17 protein-coding genes and 2 pseudogenes are annotated in these 19,994 nt (G+C 56.9%); 9 read left to right on the forward strand and 10 right to left on the reverse strand.

The genetic code is table 11. The features are described from left to right. The first annotated feature begins 148 nt into the window (after window positions 1-148). Together IM313_RS01230 and smrA are read left to right on the forward strand one after the other, a co-directional pair. Window positions 149-1,060, forward strand: a complete 912-nt coding sequence (locus tag IM313_RS01230; RefSeq protein WP_028012950.1) for a LysR family transcriptional regulator — start codon at window positions 149-151, stop codon at window positions 1,058-1,060. Window positions 1,061-1,415: 355 nt separating this feature from the next. After that, a complete protein-coding gene (smrA, locus tag IM313_RS01235) occupies window positions 1,416-1,979 on the forward strand; it encodes a DNA endonuclease SmrA (RefSeq protein ID WP_045630204.1) in 564 nt (187 codons plus the stop codon). 27 nt (window positions 1,980-2,006) lie between these two features. On the opposite strand, the gene IM313_RS01240 is transcribed toward smrA, so the two are convergent. Further along, window positions 2,007-3,668, reverse strand: a complete 1,662-nt coding sequence (locus IM313_RS01240) for a methyl-accepting chemotaxis protein (RefSeq protein WP_192970987.1) — start codon at window positions 3,666-3,668, stop codon at window positions 2,007-2,009. Window positions 3,669-3,811: 143 nt separating this feature from the next. Here IM313_RS01240 and IM313_RS01245 point away from each other — a divergent pair, with 143 nt between their 5' ends. Next, window positions 3,812-4,678: an aldo/keto reductase family oxidoreductase gene (locus IM313_RS01245; protein WP_192970988.1), complete on the forward strand. Its 867-nt coding sequence runs from the start codon at window positions 3,812-3,814 to the stop codon at window positions 4,676-4,678. A gap of 46 nt (window positions 4,679-4,724) precedes the next feature. Here the strand turns inward: IM313_RS01245 and IM313_RS01250 are convergent, their stop codons facing one another. Beyond that, a complete protein-coding gene (locus IM313_RS01250; protein ID WP_028012954.1) occupies window positions 4,725-4,925 on the reverse strand; it encodes a hypothetical protein in 201 nt (66 codons plus the stop codon). A gap of 309 nt (window positions 4,926-5,234) precedes the next feature. Between IM313_RS01250 and umuD the strand changes: the two genes are divergently transcribed. Together umuD and umuC are read left to right on the forward strand one after the other, a co-directional pair. Beyond that, window positions 5,235-5,669, forward strand: a complete 435-nt coding sequence (gene umuD / locus IM313_RS01255; RefSeq protein WP_028012955.1) for a translesion error-prone DNA polymerase V autoproteolytic subunit — start codon at window positions 5,235-5,237, stop codon at window positions 5,667-5,669. After that, window positions 5,653-6,915: pseudogene (gene umuC, locus IM313_RS01260) on the forward strand (translesion error-prone DNA polymerase V subunit UmuC). Before umuD ends, umuC begins: the two are co-directional and overlap by 17 nt. 83 nt (window positions 6,916-6,998) lie before the next feature. On the opposite strand, the gene IM313_RS01265 reads toward umuC, so the two are convergent. After that, window positions 6,999-7,979, reverse strand: coding sequence for a nitronate monooxygenase family protein (locus IM313_RS01265; protein WP_192970989.1), 981 nt, complete (start codon window positions 7,977-7,979; stop codon window positions 6,999-7,001). A 136-nt stretch (window positions 7,980-8,115) separates the two neighbouring features. On the opposite strand from IM313_RS01265, the gene IM313_RS01270 reads away from it, so the two are divergent. After that, a complete protein-coding gene (locus tag IM313_RS01270) occupies window positions 8,116-9,000 on the forward strand; it encodes a LysR family transcriptional regulator (protein ID WP_045261464.1) in 885 nt (294 codons plus the stop codon). Here IM313_RS01270 and IM313_RS22725 read toward each other — a convergent pair. The 5 genes and pseudogenes from IM313_RS22725 to IM313_RS01290 form a co-directional block, all read right to left on the reverse strand. Further along, window positions 8,934-9,116, reverse strand: a pseudogene (locus IM313_RS22725) (hypothetical protein); the annotation flags it as partial. The gene IM313_RS01270 and the pseudogene IM313_RS22725 overlap by 67 nt on opposite strands. Window positions 9,117-9,189: 73 nt before the next feature. After that, a complete protein-coding gene (locus tag IM313_RS01275) occupies window positions 9,190-12,267 on the reverse strand; it encodes an efflux RND transporter permease subunit (protein WP_192970990.1) in 3,078 nt (1,025 codons plus the stop codon). Then, complete coding sequence (locus IM313_RS01280) at window positions 12,264-13,412, reverse strand: efflux RND transporter periplasmic adaptor subunit (RefSeq protein ID WP_192970991.1); 1,149 nt, start codon at window positions 13,410-13,412, stop codon at window positions 12,264-12,266. Before IM313_RS01280 ends, IM313_RS01275 begins: the two co-directional genes overlap by 4 nt. A gap of 78 nt (window positions 13,413-13,490) precedes the next feature. Continuing rightward, window positions 13,491-14,687 carry a cell wall metabolism sensor histidine kinase WalK gene (locus IM313_RS01285; RefSeq protein ID WP_192970992.1) on the reverse strand — a complete coding sequence of 399 codons (1,197 nt, stop codon included), beginning with the start codon at window positions 14,685-14,687 and terminating at the stop codon, window positions 13,491-13,493. Then, on the reverse strand, window positions 14,684-15,379 hold the full coding sequence (locus tag IM313_RS01290) for a response regulator (RefSeq protein ID WP_028012960.1): 696 nt from the start codon (window positions 15,377-15,379) through the stop codon (window positions 14,684-14,686). The genes IM313_RS01285 and IM313_RS01290 overlap by 4 nt, the downstream gene beginning before the upstream one ends. 124 nt (window positions 15,380-15,503) lie before the next feature. Between IM313_RS01290 and IM313_RS01295 the strand changes: the two genes are divergently transcribed. Beyond that, window positions 15,504-16,289, forward strand: coding sequence for a MipA/OmpV family protein (locus tag IM313_RS01295; protein WP_192970993.1), 786 nt, complete (start codon window positions 15,504-15,506; stop codon window positions 16,287-16,289). A 28-nt stretch (window positions 16,290-16,317) separates the two neighbouring features. Here the strand turns inward: IM313_RS01295 and yajD are convergent, their stop codons facing one another. Continuing rightward, entirely contained in the window at window positions 16,318-16,665 is a 348-nt protein-coding gene (yajD, locus tag IM313_RS01300) for an HNH nuclease YajD (RefSeq protein WP_003857471.1), read from the reverse strand. 177 nt (window positions 16,666-16,842) lie between these two features. On the opposite strand from yajD, the gene IM313_RS01305 reads away from it, so the two are divergent. Both IM313_RS01305 and IM313_RS01310 read left to right on the forward strand, forming a co-directional pair. Continuing rightward, window positions 16,843-17,868, forward strand: coding sequence for an LLM class flavin-dependent oxidoreductase (locus tag IM313_RS01305; RefSeq protein ID WP_028012962.1), 1,026 nt, complete (start codon window positions 16,843-16,845; stop codon window positions 17,866-17,868). 28 nt (window positions 17,869-17,896) lie between these two features. After that, the gene (locus IM313_RS01310; protein ID WP_192970994.1) at window positions 17,897-18,844 is read left to right on the forward strand and encodes a zinc-dependent alcohol dehydrogenase family protein; all 948 of its coding nucleotides are present in this window, start codon (window positions 17,897-17,899) and stop codon (window positions 18,842-18,844) included. Window positions 18,845-18,847: 3 nt separating this feature from the next. Here the strand turns inward: IM313_RS01310 and IM313_RS01315 are convergent, their stop codons facing one another. Further along, the gene (locus IM313_RS01315; protein ID WP_041910260.1) at window positions 18,848-19,882 is read right to left on the reverse strand and encodes an AI-2E family transporter; all 1,035 of its coding nucleotides are present in this window, start codon (window positions 19,880-19,882) and stop codon (window positions 18,848-18,850) included. Between the last annotated feature and the right edge of the window lie 112 nt (window positions 19,883-19,994).

Consider the following 19,994-nt stretch of genomic DNA (forward strand, 5'->3'; position numbering starts at 1 on the left):
TGAACTGCTTCACGCTGTGATAGTTTTTACTTATCACTAACCGTTTTTTCACAGTTTTAACCGTTCAGGAATTACCCTCGCACATCCCTTTCCATTAAAGTAGATGACAGTTTCTTTACTCTGATAAACAACGGTTATCGGTTGGGCTATGTCATTTCAGATTAAATTTCATCAAATCCGGGCGTTTGTTGAAGTGGCGCGTCAGGGCAGCATTCGCGGTGCCAGCCGGACGCTGAATCTCTCGCAGCCGGCGCTGACCAAATCCATCAAAGAGCTGGAGGAGGGCATGGCGGCGCAGCTTTTTGTTCGCCGGAGTAAAGGCGTTGCGCTGACCGAGTGCGGGGAAGGTTTTTACCAGCGCGCCAGGCTGATTCTGGAAGAGCTGCGTGCGGCGCAGGATGACATTCGCCAGCGGCAGGGGGATCTGGCCGGGCAGATCAATATCGGGATGGGGGCCAGCGTGTCACGCAGCCTGATGCCCGCCGTCATCACCCGTTTTCACGCCCAGCACCCGCAGGTTAAAGTGCGAATTATGGAAGGGCAGCTGGTGTCGATGATCAATGAATTACGCCAGGGCGAACTGGACTTCACCATCAACACCTATTATCAGGGGCCTTACGACCATGAGTTTACGTTTGAAAAACTCTTCGAAAAACCGTTTGCGGTATTTTGCCGGGAAGGGCATCCGGCGACAGGGGCAACATCCATTAACGATCTGCTGCATTATAACTGGACAATGCCAACGCCGCGGGGAAGTTATTATAAGCAATTAGAAGATCTATTTAGCCACCGCTCGCAAATACCGCGGATTGGCGTAGTGTGCGAAACCTTTTCTTCCTGCATTAGCCTTGTTGCGCAAAGTGATTTTTTAAGTATCCTTCCGCAGGAGTTAGGCTGTGATCCGCTGCTGGCGCACCGTCTGGTCATTCTGCCGGTTGCCGAGTCGCTTCCAAAAGCCGCATATTATTTAATTCAGCGCCGGGATTCTCGTCAAACTCCGCTTGCCGAATCATTAATTACGCAATTCAGAAGGGAAGCGAGAAAAATAGTTTCAGGGTGAATGTCGCATAATAAAAAAACAGAGTCTGCCCGACATCAGACAGACCCTATAGTACACACAGCAGTGCGTCCTTTCGCAAGTCCTGGGTATTATATCCATGAGGCAGGTAAATTTAGTTATAACACCTTTCCCGAAAAATGAAAGGAAGGTGAATGACTGATTTTACAAAAATTTAACGCAAATCACCTATTTTACCGTTGATGGGGTTTTAGTTAAGTCAGGTTTAAGTGCATTTTATAATGACTATATATATTCATCGGGTTAATATTTATCCCGTGCCTCATCTTCTAAGGGTTATTGAGACACCTGTCTGGCGCAGGTATAGTACAAGCCCAGATGTAGCCGGAGGATTTCCATGAACCCTGACGACAAATCCCTTTTTCTTGACGCCATGGAGGATGTCCAGCCCCTGAAACGCTGCACCGATATCCACTGGCAGCAAAGCCGTAATACCCGGGCTCGCCAGGACATCGATACCGAACAGCTCGACAACTTTCTGACCCTGGGTTTCCTTGAGCTATTGCCGCTTGACGAGCCGCTGGCGTTCCAGCGCGAAGGCGTCCAGCAGGGCGTTATTGATAAGCTGCGTTCGGGTAAATACTCCCGACAGGCCAGCTTAAATCTGTTGCGTCAGCCCGCTGAACGCTGCCGCCAGATGCTGTATTCCTTTATTCGCCAGGCCAGTCGTGACGGATTACGTAACCTCATCATCATCCACGGGAAAGGGCGCGAGCAAAATTCGCATCCTAATGTGGTGCGTAGCTATCTGGCACGCTGGTTAACCGAGTTCGAGGAAGTGCAGGCGTTCTGCGTGGCGCTGCCGCATCACGGCGGCAGCGGGGCTTGCTATGTTTCCCTGCGAAAATCCGACGACGCGAAGCAGGAGAACTGGGAACGGCACGCCAAGCGCAGCCGTTAGCGGGCGATATCTTCGCCCGCCTGAGGCTTAGAAGGTTTCCCAGTTACTGTCGGGGGTGGCGTTAGCCGTTGCCGGACGCAGCAGTTGCGGCGTTTTAACGTCGGCCGGGCGTGGGGCGGTGGCGTTTGCTTTACCGTTCAGACGAAACGCGGCCACGGCCTGACGCAGCTGTTCGGACTGATCTTCCAGTGCCGCTGCCGCCGTGGCCGACTGCTGCACCAGCGCGGCGTTTTGCTGCGTCACGCTGTCCATCTGCGACACGGCCAGGCTCACCTGCTCAATTCCGCGGCTCTGTTCATCCGATGCGGACGAAATCTCGCCCATGATATCGGTGACGCGGGTGACGGCGGCGACAATCTCCTTCATAGTCGCGCCCGCTTCGCTGACCTGCTCAGAACCGGTGTTCACCCGGCTGACGGAGTTCTCAATAAGCCCTTTGATCTCTTTCGCCGCCTGCGCGCTGCGGCTGGCCAGCGTACGAACTTCACCGGCGACAACCGCAAACCCGCGGCCTTGCTCGCCTGCGCGTGCGGCTTCCACCGCGGCGTTAAGCGCCAGAATGTTGGTCTGGAATGCAATGCTGTCAATCACGCCGGTAATATGAGCGATTTGCTGCGAACTGTCGGCAATTTCGTTCATGGTGCGCACCACGTTATCCACGACGTGGCCGCCGCGAGCCGCTGTTTCAGAGGCATTCTTCGCCAGCAGCGTCGCCTGACGGGCGTTATCGGAGTTCTGTTTAACCGTTGCGGTCAGCTCTTCCATGCTGGCGGCTGTCTCTTCGAGCGAGGAGGCCTGCTCTTCGGTGCGGGCGGAGAGATCGTTGCTCCCTGCGGCAATTTCACCCGCGCCGGTGTAGATGGAGTCGGTGCTGCCGCGTACGGCGCTGACGGTCGTCACCAGCGACTGCTGCATCTCGTGCAGGCCAGCCGCCAGTTGACCCATCTCATTGCGGCCAGAGAGGGTGATATCCTGTGTCAGATCGCCTCCCGCAATGGCGCGAATATGGTTCATGATGGCGTTGAGCGGTTTTAACAGCAGGTGCTGTAAACCCTGCCAGATCACCACCAGCACGGCGATAACGGCCAGGAAAATGGCTGCCAGCGTCCACTGCATCTGCGTGAAGCTGCTTTGGTTCTCTTCGGTTGCCGCCTTCAGCAGCGTGTTGTTCTCGGCGCGCCAGCGGTTATAGACCGCTTCCATGTCGTCCTGGGCCTGCTGAGCGTCCAGATCGCCATAGGCCTGGTAGTTGTCGGCACGCAGATACTCAATCGACAAACGCATCACCTTGTGCATCTGATTCCATGACTTCTGCATCTCGTCGGTTAACGCCGCATTCTGGCCGTTAACCTGCGGCATTTTCTGCCATTCTTTGTTATAGGCTTCAGCTTTAGCCAGCGAGTCGCCTGCGGTGCCGAGCAGTTTGTTAATCGCGGCAAGGGATGCCGGGTCGCGCTGGTTCTTCAGGTAGCGGATTGCCACGCGGGTGACGGTAACGCGCGTTTTCACCAGCGTGTTCACGCTGTCGCTCAGGCTTTCCTGCTGGGCATTCAGCACGCCGGAGTTCTGGAAGTTATGGCGATCGTTGCTGACGGCAGAGTAGAACAACCCTCCCGTGACAACTTGCAGCAGACAGAATATGGTGAGGGCAAAGATAATTCCGGTAATCACGTGCAGATTTTTCAGCATAGCGGTCGTCCGTTAGAAAAGATGCAGAGGTACACCCATACTATCGTCGTATAGAATTTAAACTTTAATTTAACTCGCGCTTAACTTAGGGCTTCGGTCAGGAACCTGTTGTAAATCCGGATCATTTTATGAGGAAGGTTAACATGAGCAGCATTGATAAAAGCGGGACGTACGCGCTCGGAACGCGAACGGTGAAACGACTGGGCTACGGGGCAATGCAGCTTGCCGGGCCGGGCGTATTTGGCCCGCCGAAGGATAAACAGGCCGCGCTGGACGTGCTGCGCGAAGCCGTGGCGGCGGGTGTGAATCATATCGATACCAGCGATTTTTACGGCCCGCATGTGACGAACCAGCTGATCCGCGAGGCGCTTCATCCTTACCGGGACGATCTTACCCTCGTCACCAAGATCGGTGCCCGTCGCGATGTCAAAGGGGCCTGGCTGCCGGCCTTTTCCGCGCAGGAGCTGACCCAGGCGGTGCATGACAACCTGCGCAACCTGAAGCTGGACGTGCTGGACGTGGTGAACCTGCGGATCATGTTTAGCGCACACGGCCCGGCAGAAGGATCGATTGCTGAACCGCTTTCCACCCTCGCAGAATTACAGCAGCAGGGGCTGGTACGCCACATTGGCCTGAGCAACGTCACGGCCACGCAGGTGGCGGAAGCGCGGAAGATGGTGCAGGTCGTCTGCGTGCAGAACATGTACAACATTGTGAACCGCGGCGACGATGCGCTGGTAGATTTACTGGCGCAGCAGGGGATTGCGTATGTGCCGTTCTTCCCGTTGGGAGGCTTCACGCCACTGCAGTCCACCGGCCTGCAGGCCGTCGCGGATTCCTTGGGCGCAACGGCGATGCAGGTTGCGCTGGCATGGCTGCTGCAACGGTCGCCGAACATCCTGCTGATCCCCGGCACGTCATCCGTGGCGCATGTGCGGCAAAACCTCGCGGCGGGAGAGGTGCAATTGCCGCCTGAAGCACTTGAAAAGCTGAATGCGCTGATGGGTTAATCACAGCATGGGCAAAGCCGGAAGGACACTTCCAGGCTTTGCCTGCTCAGACTCCGCATTGACTTTTTTGTCTGTGAAGCGCTAACGCTTCTGCCACAATTTCCTGCTTGCTTTTTCGCGTCTCAAAGGCGGTGATTCTGATATATTCCATCAGGTCAGGCTCAATGCGGGCGCTCAACATCCTGAGATCGGCCTCCTTTGCTAAACCGCGGGCAACTCGCTTGTCGGGATAGTCACGGGCTGGCATAGAAAACGTCCTCCAAAAGTCTTGATAATTCGTGCCCTAAAATATGCGTTATTCTGATGTGTAAGTCAATTGATAGTGTTTCTATAGTGATTTAATGATCTTATTTATATGAAGTGATTTTAAAAGTGTTCGCTAATGACTTTTTTATGACTTTCGGTTGGCCCATCTGCGATCGCCAGCAGAAGAGGTTGCTAAATTAAATCCGCTCAAACTTCAACGCGTTTGCGGTCTTTGTCGGAAATGACCTTGATCCTGTGCCGTAATCCGTAATACTGTGTTTATATACAGTATCTGGCGGGAAAGGCATTTATGGACACTCTCTTTTCTTATCATCCAAAGCAACTTATTGAATTACCTTTATATCTTGAGCGTGTTGCCTGTGGCTTTCCAAGCCCTGCGCAGGATTATGTGGAGGATCGTCTCGATCTTAACCGGCTGGCGGTCAGGCACCCCAGTGCGACCTACTTTATCAAAGTGAGCGGGGACTCCATGATCGGCGCAGGGATTAGCGACGGCGATCTGCTGGTGGTAGACCGCTCGTTAAATGCCGAGCACGGGGACATTGTTGTGGCGTCGGTCGGCGGCGAATTTACGGTGAAAGAGCTACAGACCCGCCCGGTTCTGCGGCTGCTGCCGCGTAATGCCCGCTATCAGCCGATCGCCTTTCAGTCCGAAGAGGAGCTGCAAATCTTCGGTGTCGTCACTCATACGCTCAAAACGCATAAACATGTTCGCGCTGGTTGATGTGAATAGCTTCTATGCCTCCTGCGAGAGGGTGTTTCGCCCCGATCTGGTGGGTAAGCCCATCGTGGTGGTGTCCAATAACGACGGCTGTATTATTTCGCTGTCGCGGGAGGCAAAGCAGTTCGGCATAAAAATGGGGGAGCCCTATTTTAAATTCAAAGAGAAGGGGTATCCGTCGCGGGTTTACGTCTTTAGCTCCAACTATGCGCTGTATGCCGATCTCAGCAGCCGGGTGATGCAGACGCTGACCGATCTCGCGCCGGCCATTGAGATCTACTCCATCGATGAAGCATTTGTGAACGTTTCGGGTGTCAGCAACTGCATCTCGCTGGAAGCATTCGGTCATCAGATGCGTACGCAGGTCTTTAAAAACACAGGCTTAAGTGTGGGCGTCGGGATTGCGCCGACTAAAACGCTGGCGAAGCTGGCCAACTATGCGGCGAAGCGGTGGTCAGCCACCGGTGGCGTGGTCGATCTCTCGGATCGTGGACGGCAGCGTAAGCTGCTGGCAAAGGTTCCGGTGGAGGAGGTGTGGGGCGTAGGACGACGCATCACGAAAAAGCTTAACGCGATGGGGATAACCACGGCGCTGGAGCTGGCGGAAGCGTAATCCTGGGTCATCCGCAAACATTTTAACGTGGTAATGGAGCGCACGGCGCGCGAGCTTCGAGGTGAGCCCTGCCTCGATCTGGAAGAGTTTACTCCCACGAAGCAGCAAATTATCTGTAGTCGTTCGTTTGGACACCGTATTACGCAGTACGAGGAGATGCATCAGGCCATTTGCGCCTATGCAGAACGTGCTGCGGAAAAACTGCGTGGCGAGCATCAGTATTGCCGCTTTATCAGCGTGTTTGTGCGCACCAGCCCGCATGCCGACAACGAAATTTATTACGGCAATCAGGCTTCCGTCACCCTGATGACGCCCACCAATGATTCGCGCGATATCATTCGTGCCGCCACTGAGGCGCTGGGGCGTATCTGGCTTGACGGATATCGCTATATGAAAGCGGGGGTGATGCTGGCAGACTTTTTCAGCAGCGGCGTTGCCCAGCTGAATTTGTTTGACGATAACCGCCCGAGCGCCAACAGCGCCGCGCTGATGGAAACCATCGACAGCTTAAATCATTCCGGCAAAGGGAAAATATGGTTTGCCGGGCAGGGGATTGAGAAAGCCTGGGCGATGAAGCGGGAGATGCTGTCACCGGCCTATACGACGCGGTACGCGGATTTACCGGTGGCGAGATGAAAGGCGGCTATGTGTGACAAAGAGCCGAAGACGGTTTACGGACGCCGCTCCTGTGCAGCGTCCATAGCATCAGGGTTAAGGGCTTACTCAACCGTTAATGTATCGACAACCTCAGCCACGCTTCTCACGCTGCGGATACTTCCTATCCCCGTGCCGAGCGAGATATAACCTTCATCGGTGTTATCTTCCAGCATGCCCAGGCGTAGGCCCCGCAATCCTCCCATCGCCTTGCCCAGCGCTTCATTGCTTGCGCCAGCTTTATCCATCGCCGCCAGTTTTTCCGCCAGCTTGCCGGGCAGAGAACGATAGTAGTGAGGGACGGTGCGGAAAAGCAGCAGGTCCAGGCCGTTGGCGGCAACAATTTTCTCTTTGACCTCCTGCGGCACGCGGCTTTCTACGGTACTGATAAAGACCGAACCGGCAAACACGCCTTCCGCACCTAACGCATGCGCCGCTCTGGCGGTGCGGCGATCGGTAATACCGCCCGCCGCCATCACCGGAACATGCTTCACGGCATCGGCAATCAGCGGCACGATGGAAAAGGTACCCAGCGCCGTTGCGGGTAGCGTCCCGCCCTCGTCAAAACCGGTGGCGACGATAATGTCTGCCCCCATTTCTTCAGCCAGAAGGGTGTTCTCCGGCGTGGGATTGATGTCGCGGTAGATAATGGCGATACCCGCCTCTTTTAATTCACTGAACAGCGTAGGAATAATGCTGCCTTCACCATAGCCCGTATACACCACGGCCCTGACGCCTTCCTCTTTTATCACCTTAAGAATTGGCCCGGTCCAGACGTCATTAACGGCGGTGGGGATCAGGTTCACGCCGAAGGGTTTTTCGGTCAGCCGTTTGGTTTTGCGAATTTCTTCCCGCATTTTTTCGGCGGTCTCTTCCGGCGTGGAGACCGCGGTGTCGGCGGTTAAACCGGCATTAGGCCCCAGCACGCCGAGCCCTCCTGCATTGCTGACCGCGGCCACTAAACGGGCATCAGTAAGCCAGGATAACGGTCCCTGAATAACAGGCTTTTCGATACCCAGGATCTGACAGATACGGTTATTTTTCATAGCAGAACATTCCTCACGTTTGAATGGAGGAGAGTGTAGGGCGGAAGATTGTTAGGAAAAATAGCCAAAAAGATTCATCACTGTTATAAAATAAGTAACAATCCTGACATTCCTGTGACGGCAAAAGAGACAACCAATGCAACTAAATCTCTTTGAATCGATTAGAGTTTTCATTGAAATTGTCGAGTCGGGCAGCCTGACCCAGGCGGCGGAAAATCTGCAGATCCACCGTCCGGCGGTCACCAAAGCGTTACAGCATCTGGAGCAGCACAGCGGCACGCGTTTGCTGCAGAGAACAACGCGGCGGATTAGCCTGACGCCGGACGGAGAGGCGTTTTATCGCCGAAGTAAACCCCTGCTGGCGCAGGCGGACGATTTACTGGAGTCGTTTGGCACTGGCCGGGCAATACACGGTCAGTTGCGGGTGGATATGCCCATCGCTTTTGCGGCGCTGAGGGTCATACCCAACCTGCCGGATTTTTATCGGCAGCATCCTGAAATCGACATCATACTGAGCAGCTCTGACCGCCGTCGGGATATGCTGCGCGATGGCCTGGACTGTGTGCTGCGAGTAGGGGAGCTGGACGATGGTGACTATGTCGCGCGCAAAATCGGGAACATTAAAATCACGACCTGTGCCAGCCCGGCCTGGCTGGCAAAACACGGTACGCCAGAAACGCTGGATGATTTATACAAACATCAGGCCATCAACTGGATTAATAACAACAGCAGAAAAATTCAACCCTGGACGTTTACTACGCCAGAAGGCATTGCGGAAATAACGCTGCCCGGCAAGCTGGTCGTGGATAACTCCGAAGCCTACATCGCGGCGGGCCTGGCCGGGTTAGGGTTAATACAGGGGATGAATCTTTTTCTGCAGCCCTATATTGACCGCGGCCAACTGGTTGAAGTGTTACCGGAGCATCGCTCCCCGGATCGTAAATTGTCGCTTCTCTATCCACACCGCCATCTCTCCCGCAAGGTGCGGGCCTTCACCGAGTGGCTGGAAAGTTTAGTGTAAAACCGCCACCGGAGAAGAGCCGCCAGTTCATGACACCGCGCGCCAATCTGTTCCATGGCATTCAGCAGGCGAGGCGTGGGTTCGTTTGCGCAGTTTAGCCGCAGCAGCTGACGGAGGTTGAGATCCCCCGGATCCTGAGGAACCGTTTTGCGCTGACTGCTGTGTAATCTGCCGGGTAACGATTGAGCCTCAGCTCACCTTTCTTCTGCGGCTTTGCGCTGAGTCCCCCCACTGTAACAGCAGGCTAAACGACGCGGGTAATACGGTCAGCGTTACCAGCGTCGCGACCAGCAGCCCGCCGATAATCGCATAGGCCATTGGCCCCCAGAATACCTGATGAGAGATCGGGATCATGCCCAGAATGGCGGCGCAGGCGGTCAGACAGATGGGTCTGGCCCGATGCTCCGCGGCCGCCACAATCGCGGCATCGTTTGCCATCCCTTGAGCAAGATTACTGTCTACCTCGCTAATCAGTATCACCGCGTTACGCACGATCATCCCCGCCAGGGCGATGACGCCCAGCAGCGCGACAAATCCCATCGGCGTGCCGCCGGGCAGCATAGCCAGCACAATCCCCGGTAAACCAAACGGGGCCATCAGAAGCGCCAGCAGCATCCGGGAATATCGGCGCAACTGAAGCATCAGCAGCATCAACATGATGACAAGCGTCACCGGAAGAACGCTAAAAACGGAGCTGTTCCCCTTATCTGATTCGGCAACCGCGCCGCCTTCTTCTATGCTGTAACCGGCAGGCAGCTCCGCGCGCAGCGTGTCGATCGCCGGACGCAGCGCCGCCGATACCGCTTCGGCCCTCAGCCCCGGCGCGAGGTCAGTTTGCACCGTAATAAAAGGCAACCGCTGTCGACGCCAGATGACCGGATCGTCCACGCTCCAGTCCAGCGTCGCGACGGCGCTGAGCGGAATTTTTTTACCGTCATTCCCCTGAACGGTCAGCGAGGAGAGAGTGGCGGTGCTGTGACGTTCATTGTCCGTGGCCCGCAGTACCACGTCGACAAGGCGATCGTTATCCCTGACCGAGGTGACAACGCTGCCGGACCAGAGGGTATTCAAGGTGCGGGCGAGAGCTTCTGACGATATTCCTGCCGCCCTGGCCGCCGTCTGATTCACCTTCAGAGTAATGATCCTCTCCGGCTCTCCGGCCGTCTGGTTAACCTCGCGCGACAGCGGCGATTGGCCAATCGCGTCGGCCAGACGGTTCGCAAGCACCCGGACCTGCAGGTAATCAGGCCCGCTCACCCGGTATTTGATTGGCCAGCCGACGGGCGGCCCAAGCTCCAGGGGCGACACGCGCGTGATGATGTCGCTAAACTGCGCCGCCAGCAGCCTGTTCAACTGCCCATGCAGACGATCCCGCGCCTGAAGATCCTTCGCCACCACCACAATCTGGGCGATGTTTTCATTTTCCAGCAGCACGTCCATCGGCAGGTAAAAACGGATGGCTCCTGACCCGACGTACGTCGAGTAGCGCTCGATATTGCTGTTGCCGGCCAGCGCGTGTTCCAGCTTTTCCACCTCTCTTAACGTTTCGGGCTGCGACGCGTTGGCCGGAAGCGTCAGGCTGACCAGCAGCTCAGGCCGGTCCGACGCGGGGAAGAACTCACCCTGCATAAACGTCGTGCCGTACACGGACAGCCCCAGCGCGGAAAGCGCAATCAGCACGGTGGCGAGCCGGTGGCGTAGCGCCAGCCCTAAAAGCCGCCCGTACCCGCGCGCGATCCTTCCAGGGCCTGCCGCGCGATGTCTGACCTTCTCCGGCAGCAGCCACGTGCCCGTCAGCGGCGAAAACAGGATCGCGACAACCCAGGAGCAGAGCAGGGCAATCAGCACTACCGCAAACAGGGAAAAACAATATTCACCGGCGCTGGAGGCCGCAAAACCAACGGGAATAAACCCGGCAATCATTACCAGGGTTCCGGTGAGCATCGGGAAGGCCGTCGTTTTGAATGCATGGGTGGCCGCATGCCGACGGGAATCCCCGGCTTCCAGTCGGGAGACCATCGTTTCGACGGCGATCATGGCGTCATCCACCAGCAGACCCAGCGCAATGATCAGCGCCCCAAGCGAGATACGCTGAAGCCCGATGCCGGCGAGCATCATGCCGGCAAACGTCATGGCGAGCACCAGCGGAATGGCCGCAGCCACCACCAGCCCCGCCCGCAAACCCAGCGAGACAAATGAAACCGCCAGCACGATAACAACAGCTTCAATAAGCACCCGGACAAAACCACTTACCGCGTCACTGACCACCGCCGACTGAGCGGCAACTTTCACCATCTCAATACCGTGCGGCAGCCCGGCGCTGAGGACTGTCATTCTGGCGTTCAGCGCGGCGCCAAAACGCAGCATGTTGCCCGTTGGCGCCATTGACACCGCCAGCCCGATGGCCGGTTTGCCGTTTACCCGGTACGCGGGGGCCGGCGGCTCGGCGGCTTCCCGGGTGACGGTGGCGATATCGGTCAGCGGAATATAGCGATTGTTAATGTGCAGCGTGACGGCGCGTAAACTCTCTTCGGACGTGAGCGCCCCGCTGACCTTGATCGCGATGTTCTCCTGCCCGGTACGCATAACGCCAGCTGGGACAACCGCGTTTTGCGCCCGCAGCGCATCGGCGACCGCCTGAATATCCAGTCCCATACCCGCCAGACGGGCCGGAGAAAAGGCGAGAACCATCTGATCCTGCTGTTCGCCCAGCAGGGTGGTTTTGCCGATATCTGGCAAGGAGGCGAGCTCACGACGTATTGTCTCAACGCGATCCCGCACTTCCCGTAAGGTGTAGCCGTCGGGAATAAAGCCGTAAATCGTGCCGAACGTATCGTCAAATTCGTCGTTCACGGCCGGGCCCTGAACGCCTTCCGGTAAAGACGGCGCGATGTCCTGCATTTTTTTGCGGATCTGATACCAGATGTCCTGCACCATTTGCGGCGGGGTATTGTCACGGAGATTCACATGGATAACCGTGCTCCCGGCGCGGGTTTCACTTTCGAGATAATCAAGCCAGGGCGTTTCCTGCAGCTTTTTTTCAAGCGTATCGGTCAGCAGACGGGTGGTGTCCGTTACGGACGCGCCCGGCCACTGCGCTGAGACGACCGCCGTTTTAATGGTAAAAACCGGATCTTCATTACGCGGCAGTTTTTCATAGCAGAACACGCCCATCGCCACGATCAGCAGCATGAAGAAACTGACCATCTGCTGATGGTTAAGCGCCCATGCGGACAGGTTAAATTTCGCTTCCGGTTTCGTGTTCATGGCTGAACCTCCCCGGGTACCACCGGCTCTCCGGAACGGAGTTTGCTCACGCCAGCCGTAATCACCCGGTCGCCTGGCTCAAGGCCGGAGGCGATAATCACCGAGGAGGCCGTATAGCAGGCAGGCACCACCGCGCGCAGCTGCGCCTGCGAATGCGGGTTGATCACGAACACCGCCGGTCTATCTCCTGTTCGGCTCAGCGCCGATGCGGGAATGACGTAACCTCGCGGGCCAGTCGAGGGCAGGGTGACGGTGACGCTGGCACCCAGCGCTATCGCCGCTGGCGGGTTTATCAGGGTGGCTCTGACGCGCCAGGTGCGGGTCTGAGGATCGGCCTGCGGGGTGATATCCCGCAGCACGGCAGATGCCTGTACCGACGGGTCGCTGAGCAGGGAAACCCGCAATTCCGCCTTATCCAGCGGCGGTATCGCATCGGGCGTGGCGATATCAAACGCTACGTCGCGGGCTTCGCCGGTTGCCAGCGTAAGCACCGTCTGTCCCGCGCTGACAACCTGGCCCGCAGAGGCGCTCACCTCGGTGATCGTGCCGGTTTGTGGAGCGATAAGGCGCGTCCAGCCAAGGCTTTCGCGGGCGTTACGCCACGCGGCCTCGCTGCTTTTTAATCGCGCGCGGGCGACAAGCCAGTCCGCGCGGGCGCTGTCTAGTTGCGTGCGGGCTATTGCGCCCGTCGGCATGAGCTTTTGCATTCGGCTGACGTTAAGCGCGGCAACCTGCGCTGAGGCTGTGGCCTCTTCATAGTCGGCCGTTGCGCTGTCGAGCTGATTTTGTCCGGTGGTATTTTCAAGTGTGGCCAGCAGCTGTCCGGCATTAACCCGATCGCCAATATCAACGCTGCGCGTCAGTATTCGCCCCCCGGTTTGAAAGCTCAGCGTCGTTTCATCGTGGGCATGGATCTCACCGGTCCTTTCCAGCGCGGGGAGGGTTTGGGCTGTACGTACGACGACGTAGCGCACCGTACGCACTGGGGCAGGCTTATTTTCCTGTTTGTCACCGCAGCCGGTGAGCGGAAAAATCACCAGCGCGAGCAGGACCAGAGGGAGAAAATTTACCCAGGGAAGAGTGCGCGCCACGCCGTACAGATGGTGCAGGCAGTGGCGGAGGGAGAGAACAAATTCGTCTGACATAACGCCGCTCCATAAAGATGAGGGCGTTATTAAATGCGCGCTACGTCGAGAAAGATTCGATGTTCTGTCAAGGGTTTATCAAGAGTGGATATTTTCATTACCGGACGGCTGCCAGGGTAACAAAATACGCACAGCAAGGCCGCCCGTTTCCGGTAATGAGGCCTCGATCGTGCCCCCATGTGCCTGACAAATCGCCCGGGCGATAGACAAACCGAGGCCGCTGCCGCCGGAATGCCGCGCGCGGGACTGCTCCTCACGGCTAAAGCGCTTAAACATGTCCGGTAAGAACTGGGGGGATACGCCCGGTCCGTCATCGTGAAATTCAATGGCGTAATGCCCGCTGGCGTAGTGCAGCGCCACCTCAAGATGGCCGCCTTCGCGCCCGTAGCGTAGTGCATTTTCCATAAGGATAGTAAATACCTGCCCCATGCGGAACGCATCGCCTCTGAACGGGCACGTACGCGGGTTACGCAGCGTAATCGTAAAATGATGCGCTTCGGCCTGCGGCATGATCCAGGCCGCCCGCTCCTGAATAAGCTCATCCAGAGAAAAGGCCTGCTCTTCCAGCACCAGATTTCCCGCGTCCGCTAACGAGAGAAGGTGAAGCTCATCGGTCAGGCGATTAAGATGCTGAAGCTGTTTCATCACCATTTCCAGCTGCATCGGGCTGGCATCAAACACACCGTCCAACATGCCCTGCAGACGACCAATGGCGGCCGTCAGGGGCGAACGCAGCTCGTGCGCCATCGCGACGTGCGAGGCGCGGAGCTCTTTTTCATAGCGGGCGAGTTGCCCCGTCATGGAGTTAAAGTCGTTTGCAAAGCTGACCATTTCCGCTGGCGCATCCTTGACCAGTTCAGCCTGACGGCCAAACTGCCCGTCGGCGACATCTTTGGCGGCATCGCGAAGACGGCTGAACTGCAGCGCCAGCGGTCGGGCGTGTTTTAACCCCATTACCACAATAAACGGGATCATCACCAGCACCAGCAGGGCCACCGTAACCCAGTCCGCAGAGGCGATGGATGGCGTGGAATAACTCAGCCCCCACCAGGTATCCACAATGCTGTGGAAGCGGGCCGGATCGGCCTGTGGGTTCTGGCTGAGCGTCAGAAATTCCTGCCGGACCGCCGCTGGCATTCTGCCCATTATCCAGTAGTTCTGTACCGCATAACGTAGCCACATGCAGGTGGCAATGACGATCACGCTGCCGATGGCCAGTGCCAGGATACGCGCGCAAATCCAGCGCCAGAGAGAGGAGTGCCGGTTTTTTATCATGGTTGTCTGAACCTGTATCCCACGCCGCGAACGTTAATCAACACGCCGGAAATACCCGCCGCTTCGAGTTTTTTACGCAGGTTATAAATATGGGTGTCCACCACGCGCTCCAGCGCCTCGCTTTCCGGCAGACAGTGTTCCAGCAGGTACTGACGGGAAAAGGGGCGTGCGGGAGAACGCAGCAGCGTTGCCAGAAGCGAGAATTCCGTTGGCGTAAGATCGAGCATCACGGGCGCGTCGCCACCGTTATCCACGCTCGCCACAATGGCGGCCACATCCACCTCCAGCGTTTGCCAGCGAAGGATCTCGTCGTCTGTCTCTTTTTTACTGCTGCGTCGCAGCACCGCCTGTACGCGAGCCACGACTTCTCCCGGATGATAGGGTTTCACAACATAATCATCGGCACCGTACCGCAGGGCACCAATGCGATCGGGGGTGTCGCCCATGGCGGTGACCATGATCACCGGTACATCGCTTTTACGACGCAGTCCGGCCAGCACTTCGGTGCCGTTAAGCCCGGGCAGCATCACGTCCAGCAGGATGAGGTCGGGTTTCCACCGCTGCGCCATATCCAGCCCGGAAAGACCGTCTCCGGTAATGGTGACATCGTAATTTTCACGACGTAAATAGGCTTCAAGCACGCCAGCCGCATCGGCGTCATCTTCAATAATCAGCACTCTTCTGGACAACATCCGTTCACCTTGACCGTTTCTTAACACTATCCCGACGATTCATTGATTTAGCCAAACTATACTGCGCCAACATTGTGTGGCAGACCCTGAATCAGCAGACGCCAGCGTCTGCGTGGAGAACAGTATGATAGCGATAAAAAAAAGCCTGTATATGACCGTTCCGTTTCTGATGGCCGTTGCCTCAGGTGTGCAGGCGGATGATGACGCCGCTTCCGGCTCTTTAACCGTCGGGCTGGGCGGTCACTATGCCCCCCGTTATTCAGGCTCAGACAAGCAGGTTTGGCAGGTGGTTCCTGTGCTGCAGGGGCGCAAGGGTGCTTTCTTTATTGATGCACAAAAAGGAGTGGGATATGACCTGCAAAACGACAGCGGTTGGTACCTGGAACATACGCTGGGTTACGACCTCGGGAGGGCAGAGAAAAATTCTGGCTGGCGTGAGGGCGCAAACAATCTGAAAGGGATGGGGGACATTGATGCCACCCTGAATACCGGCCTGGCCGTCGGCTGGCAGGCTGCGTCCTGGCTAAGCGTTGAGGGTAAGGCGACGCTACCGTTAACGGTCAGCCAGGGCGTAAGTTATCAGGCGTCCGTTACGTTGATTCCCCTACAAAACAGCGAGGACACGATCGCCCTTCAGTCTGCGGCTCTGTTTGGCGACAGCCGTTATCTGAATACCTGGTATGGGGTCAGCGAGCAGCAGAGCCGCCGCACCGGCTATCGCCGCTATTCAGCGCCGGGGGGATTTTATGGCGTCGACACCAGCCTGACCTGGAGCCATCAGTTCGATGCTCACTGGGGAACGGTCCTGAGCGCGGACTATACCTGGCTTGGCGACCATGCGAATGAAAGCCCAATAGTGATGCGGCGCAATGAGGGGTCTGCAACCGCCGCTATCACCTGGACATTTTAAAATCGCGGAGCACGAGCGGACGAGAAGATTATTTCTTCTTATCCATCATCGCTTTTAAATCGGCAAACGGGTTAAACGTGGCGACACCCACGTCTTTTTGCGCGTCTTCACCGGCGACCACGGTGGTGCCGTACTGATCCGCTTCGGTGTATTTCGAATGCTCGTGATCGTGGCAAAACAGGCACAACAGCTCCCAGTTGCTGCCATCTTCCGGGTTGTTAGTATGGTCATGATCGATATGGTGAACCGTCAATTCACGCAGGTTGGAATAGACGAACTCCCGCGAGCAGCGTCCGCAGACCCAGGGATAGATTTTTAATGCTTTCTCGCGATAGCCGCTTTCCAGTCGCGCGTAGTTTTTAGGGATCAGAGCCATTGCCGGTTTTACCTGCCATGAAAAAAGTGGGGAATATTATATCCATTATGGAGCGGAATGACGAACCCCGCTATTCCGTCAATTTATTTGATGCATTCCGTTAAATAAACGGCATTTATTCTTACCGGGTAATGCGTAAAGTGGACAGAACGCAACGCATTATCAGGACACAGGGTTATGAAAAAGATCGGGTTTTTATCGTTTGGTCACTGGACGCCTTCTCCGCAGTCCGGCACGCGCTCGGCGGCAGACACGCTGCTGCAGTCCATCGACCTGGCCGTGGCCGCTGAAGAGCTGGGCGCGGACGGCGCCTATTTCCGCGTGCACCACTTCGCCCGTCAGCTTAGCTCGCCGTTCCCTCTGCTGGCGGCAATAGGCGCGAAAACGAAAACCATTGAAATCGGTACGGGCGTGATTGATATGCGCTATGAAAACCCGATGTATATGGCCGAGGATGCGGGCGCGGCAGATCTGATCTCCGGCGGCCGTTTGCAGCTTGGCATCAGCCGCGGCTCCCCGGAGCAGGTCATTGATGGCTGGCGTCATTTCGGCTATGTCCCGCAGGAAGGGGAAAACGAAGCGGACATGGCGCGCCGTCATACCGAGGTGCTGCTTGAGGTGCTGCGCGGCGAAGGGTTTGCAAAGCCGAATCCACAGCCGATGTTCCCCAATCCGCCTGGGCTGCTGCGCCTGGAACCGTATTCTGAAGGGCTGCGGGAGCGTATCTGGTGGGGCGCCGGTTCAAATGCGACGGCGGTATGGGCCGCTAAGCTCGGAATGAACCTGCAAAGCTCAACCCTGAAAGACGATGAAACCGGTGAGCCGTTCCATATTCAGCAGGCAAAACAGATCCGCGCCTATCGTCAGGCCTGGAAAGAGGCAGGGCATACGCGGCAGCCACGCGTCTCGGTCAGCCGTAGTATTTTTGTCCTGATGGACGACCGCGACCGGATGTACTTCGGCGCCAGCCGCAACGACAGCGATAGCGTGGGGTATCTTGATGAAAAAACGCGCGCGATCTTTGGGCGCAGCTATGCCGCAGAGCCTGACAGGCTGATTGAACAGCTGAAGAAGGACGAGGCGATTGCCGAGGCTGATACGTTATTACTGACCGTACCGAACCAGCTCGGTGTGGATTACAATGCGCACGTGATTGAGTCCATTCTCAAACATGTCGCACCGGCAATGGGCTGGCGCGATTAAGTATTCCGCCGTCAGCCGTGAGATCGTAATGGAAAATTTGGCCCTCTGGTATCGCCGTTTTGGCGAGCCAGAATCTGTTCTGCAACCTGAAACCGCGCCGCCGGGCGCGCTTGCGCCTGGACACCTCCGTGTGCAAATGCTGTATGCGCCGGTGAACGCGTCCGATCTCATTCCCATTACCGGCGCTTACCGCCACCGAACCCCGCTGCCCGCCGTCGCGGGCTATGAAGGCGTCGGCGTTGTCATTCAGGCGCCCGCGTCTTTTGCGCATCTGCAGGGTAAACGCGTTCTGCCGCTGCGCGGTCAGGGCACCTGGCAGCGCTATGCGGATTGCCCGGCAGAGTATGCGATCCCCGTGCCGGATGATGTCGATTCACGCCTGGCCGCGCGGGCCTATATCAACCCGCTGGCGGCGCAGATGATGTTGAGCCACTATCCACCGCGGGGAAAGCGGGTGCTGCTCACGGCCGCCGGTTCGGATTGCGCTATTCTGCTCGGGCAGTGGGCGCGTCTGGCGGGGGCAGAGGAGGTGTACGGTATTCATCGTTCGCCCGTTCACGCCGAACGGCTGGCGGCGATGGGGATCGTTCCTGTCGCACAGCATGACATGCAGCGGATTCTCTCCGTTGCCGCGCGTGCCGACGTCGTTTACGATGCAACCGGCGGGGCGCTGGCGGAAGCGATCCTGAGCGTGCTGCCGGAGCTGGGCATATTTGTCTGCTACGGGCTGCTCTCCGGGCAGACCTTCCGCCAGCAGCGGCCCCTGCCGCGCGTGGCGTGGTTCCATATTCGTAACTATCTGGATGGGCTCAGCGCAGAGGCGTGGCGCGCGGCGTTCGATCAAATCTGGCCCCGGATGCGCGCCAGTGAATACAGCCCCGGAACGGTGTACCCTCTGACGGACTGGCAGAGGGCACTCAGGGCTTACCGTGAAGGAGGAAGGGCAAGCAAGCCCCTCATGTCGATGGCGGAATGACAGCTATTGATGGCTCATATCGCTCAGCAGCACGGCGATGCTTTGCCCGCCCGCCGTCTGTTCCAGACCAATCTTCACGATGATGGTCAGCGGAACGGAGAGCAGCATGCCTACGGGACCGAGCAGCCAGCCCCAGAAAATCAGGGACAAAAAGACGACCAGCGTCGAAAGCCCCAGCCCACGCCCCATCATTCGTGGTTCAAGAATATTCCCGAATACCAGGTTAATCGCCAGATAGCCGGCCAGCAGAATCAGCGCATCATAAAATCCGCTGAACACCAGCACCTGAAGAATAGGGGGGATTGCCGCCAGCACGGAGCCGATGTTAGGAATGTAGTTGAGCGCAAATGCCAGTAACCCCCAGACGAACGCAAAGCGGACGTCCAGCGCCACCAGCATTCCCCAGACCACCACCCCGGTGACCAGGCTGATGACGGTTTTCAGTACCAGATAGCGTGAAACGCTGTCCAGCGCGCGCTGAATAGCGCCCATTCCTTCAACCGGACGAACCATGATTTGCTGTAACTTTGCGGGTAGCTGTGGCACCTCCAGCAGCATGAACACCACCGTTAAAAACAGCAGGAAAATGGAGGTCATGGCATTGGAAAGCTGCGTCAGCAGGCCTGTGACGATGGTCATGGCCGCATTAGGGTCGATATATTTAAGAAGCTCCTCAACCGAAACTTCTATTCCCGCGCGCTGAAGCCAGGGCTCAAGCTGCAGCAGCGGTATCGCCAGCGAGGAACGGTATTTCGGCAGCGTTCGCGCCAGTTCGTTCAGCGAGGTACCCAGATACGCAACCAGTAACACCATGGCGAAAATAATGACGCTAATTAGCAGGGTAATTGCCAGCACGCGCGGGATGCGCAGCCGCGTCATGCGCCGGACCAGTGGGTTAAGGATCACCGCAACAAACAGGGCCAGAATAAAGGGCACAATGATGTCGGCGGCAAAACGAACGCCCGTGAGTATGATCACCAGCATGCCCAGCATGATGACAATTTTTAACCCGTTCAGGGTAATAATGGGTTTAGCCATGGTGACTCCAAAAAACGCTTTTTATTTATAATAGAGGGTAAACGTCCTGCAATAAACTAACCAAAATCAAACGGGATGGGTAAAGAATTGAAAAGACTTTGAGTAAAATCTT

The sequence above is a fragment of the Enterobacter cloacae complex sp. P2B genome, assembly GCF_014895985.1.
GTDB lineage: Bacteria > Pseudomonadota > Gammaproteobacteria > Enterobacterales > Enterobacteriaceae > Enterobacter > Enterobacter bugandensis.

Bases quoted from the DNA above. Each gene is read 5' to 3' on its own strand.
- IM313_RS01295 (WP_192970993.1), top strand. From the start codon at position 15,504: ATGATAGCGATAAAAAAAAGCCTGTATATGACCGTTCCGTTTCTGATG.
- IM313_RS01285 (WP_192970992.1), bottom strand. From the start codon at position 14,687: ATGATAAAAAACCGGCACTCCTCTCTCTGGCGCTGGATTTGCGCGCGT.
- IM313_RS01290 (WP_028012960.1), bottom strand. From the start codon at position 15,379: ATGTTGTCCAGAAGAGTGCTGATTATTGAAGATGACGCCGATGCGGCT.
- IM313_RS01250 (WP_028012954.1), bottom strand. From the start codon at position 4,925: ATGCCAGCCCGTGACTATCCCGACAAGCGAGTTGCCCGCGGTTTAGCA.
- IM313_RS01230 (WP_028012950.1), top strand. From the start codon at position 149: ATGTCATTTCAGATTAAATTTCATCAAATCCGGGCGTTTGTTGAAGTG.
- IM313_RS01245 (WP_192970988.1), top strand. From the start codon at position 3,812: ATGAGCAGCATTGATAAAAGCGGGACGTACGCGCTCGGAACGCGAACG.
- IM313_RS01270 (WP_045261464.1), top strand. From the start codon at position 8,116: ATGCAACTAAATCTCTTTGAATCGATTAGAGTTTTCATTGAAATTGTC.
- IM313_RS01315 (WP_041910260.1), bottom strand. From the start codon at position 19,882: ATGGCTAAACCCATTATTACCCTGAACGGGTTAAAAATTGTCATCATG.
- yajD (WP_003857471.1), bottom strand. From the start codon at position 16,665: ATGGCTCTGATCCCTAAAAACTACGCGCGACTGGAAAGCGGCTATCGC.
- IM313_RS01305 (WP_028012962.1), top strand. From the start codon at position 16,843: ATGAAAAAGATCGGGTTTTTATCGTTTGGTCACTGGACGCCTTCTCCG.
- IM313_RS01265 (WP_192970989.1), bottom strand. From the start codon at position 7,979: ATGAAAAATAACCGTATCTGTCAGATCCTGGGTATCGAAAAGCCTGTT.
- IM313_RS01275 (WP_192970990.1), bottom strand. From the start codon at position 12,267: ATGAACACGAAACCGGAAGCGAAATTTAACCTGTCCGCATGGGCGCTT.
- IM313_RS01280 (WP_192970991.1), bottom strand. From the start codon at position 13,412: ATGTCAGACGAATTTGTTCTCTCCCTCCGCCACTGCCTGCACCATCTG.
- umuD (WP_028012955.1), top strand. From the start codon at position 5,235: ATGGACACTCTCTTTTCTTATCATCCAAAGCAACTTATTGAATTACCT.
- IM313_RS01240 (WP_192970987.1), bottom strand. From the start codon at position 3,668: ATGCTGAAAAATCTGCACGTGATTACCGGAATTATCTTTGCCCTCACC.
- smrA (WP_045630204.1), top strand. From the start codon at position 1,416: ATGAACCCTGACGACAAATCCCTTTTTCTTGACGCCATGGAGGATGTC.
- IM313_RS01310 (WP_192970994.1), top strand. From the start codon at position 17,897: ATGGAAAATTTGGCCCTCTGGTATCGCCGTTTTGGCGAGCCAGAATCT.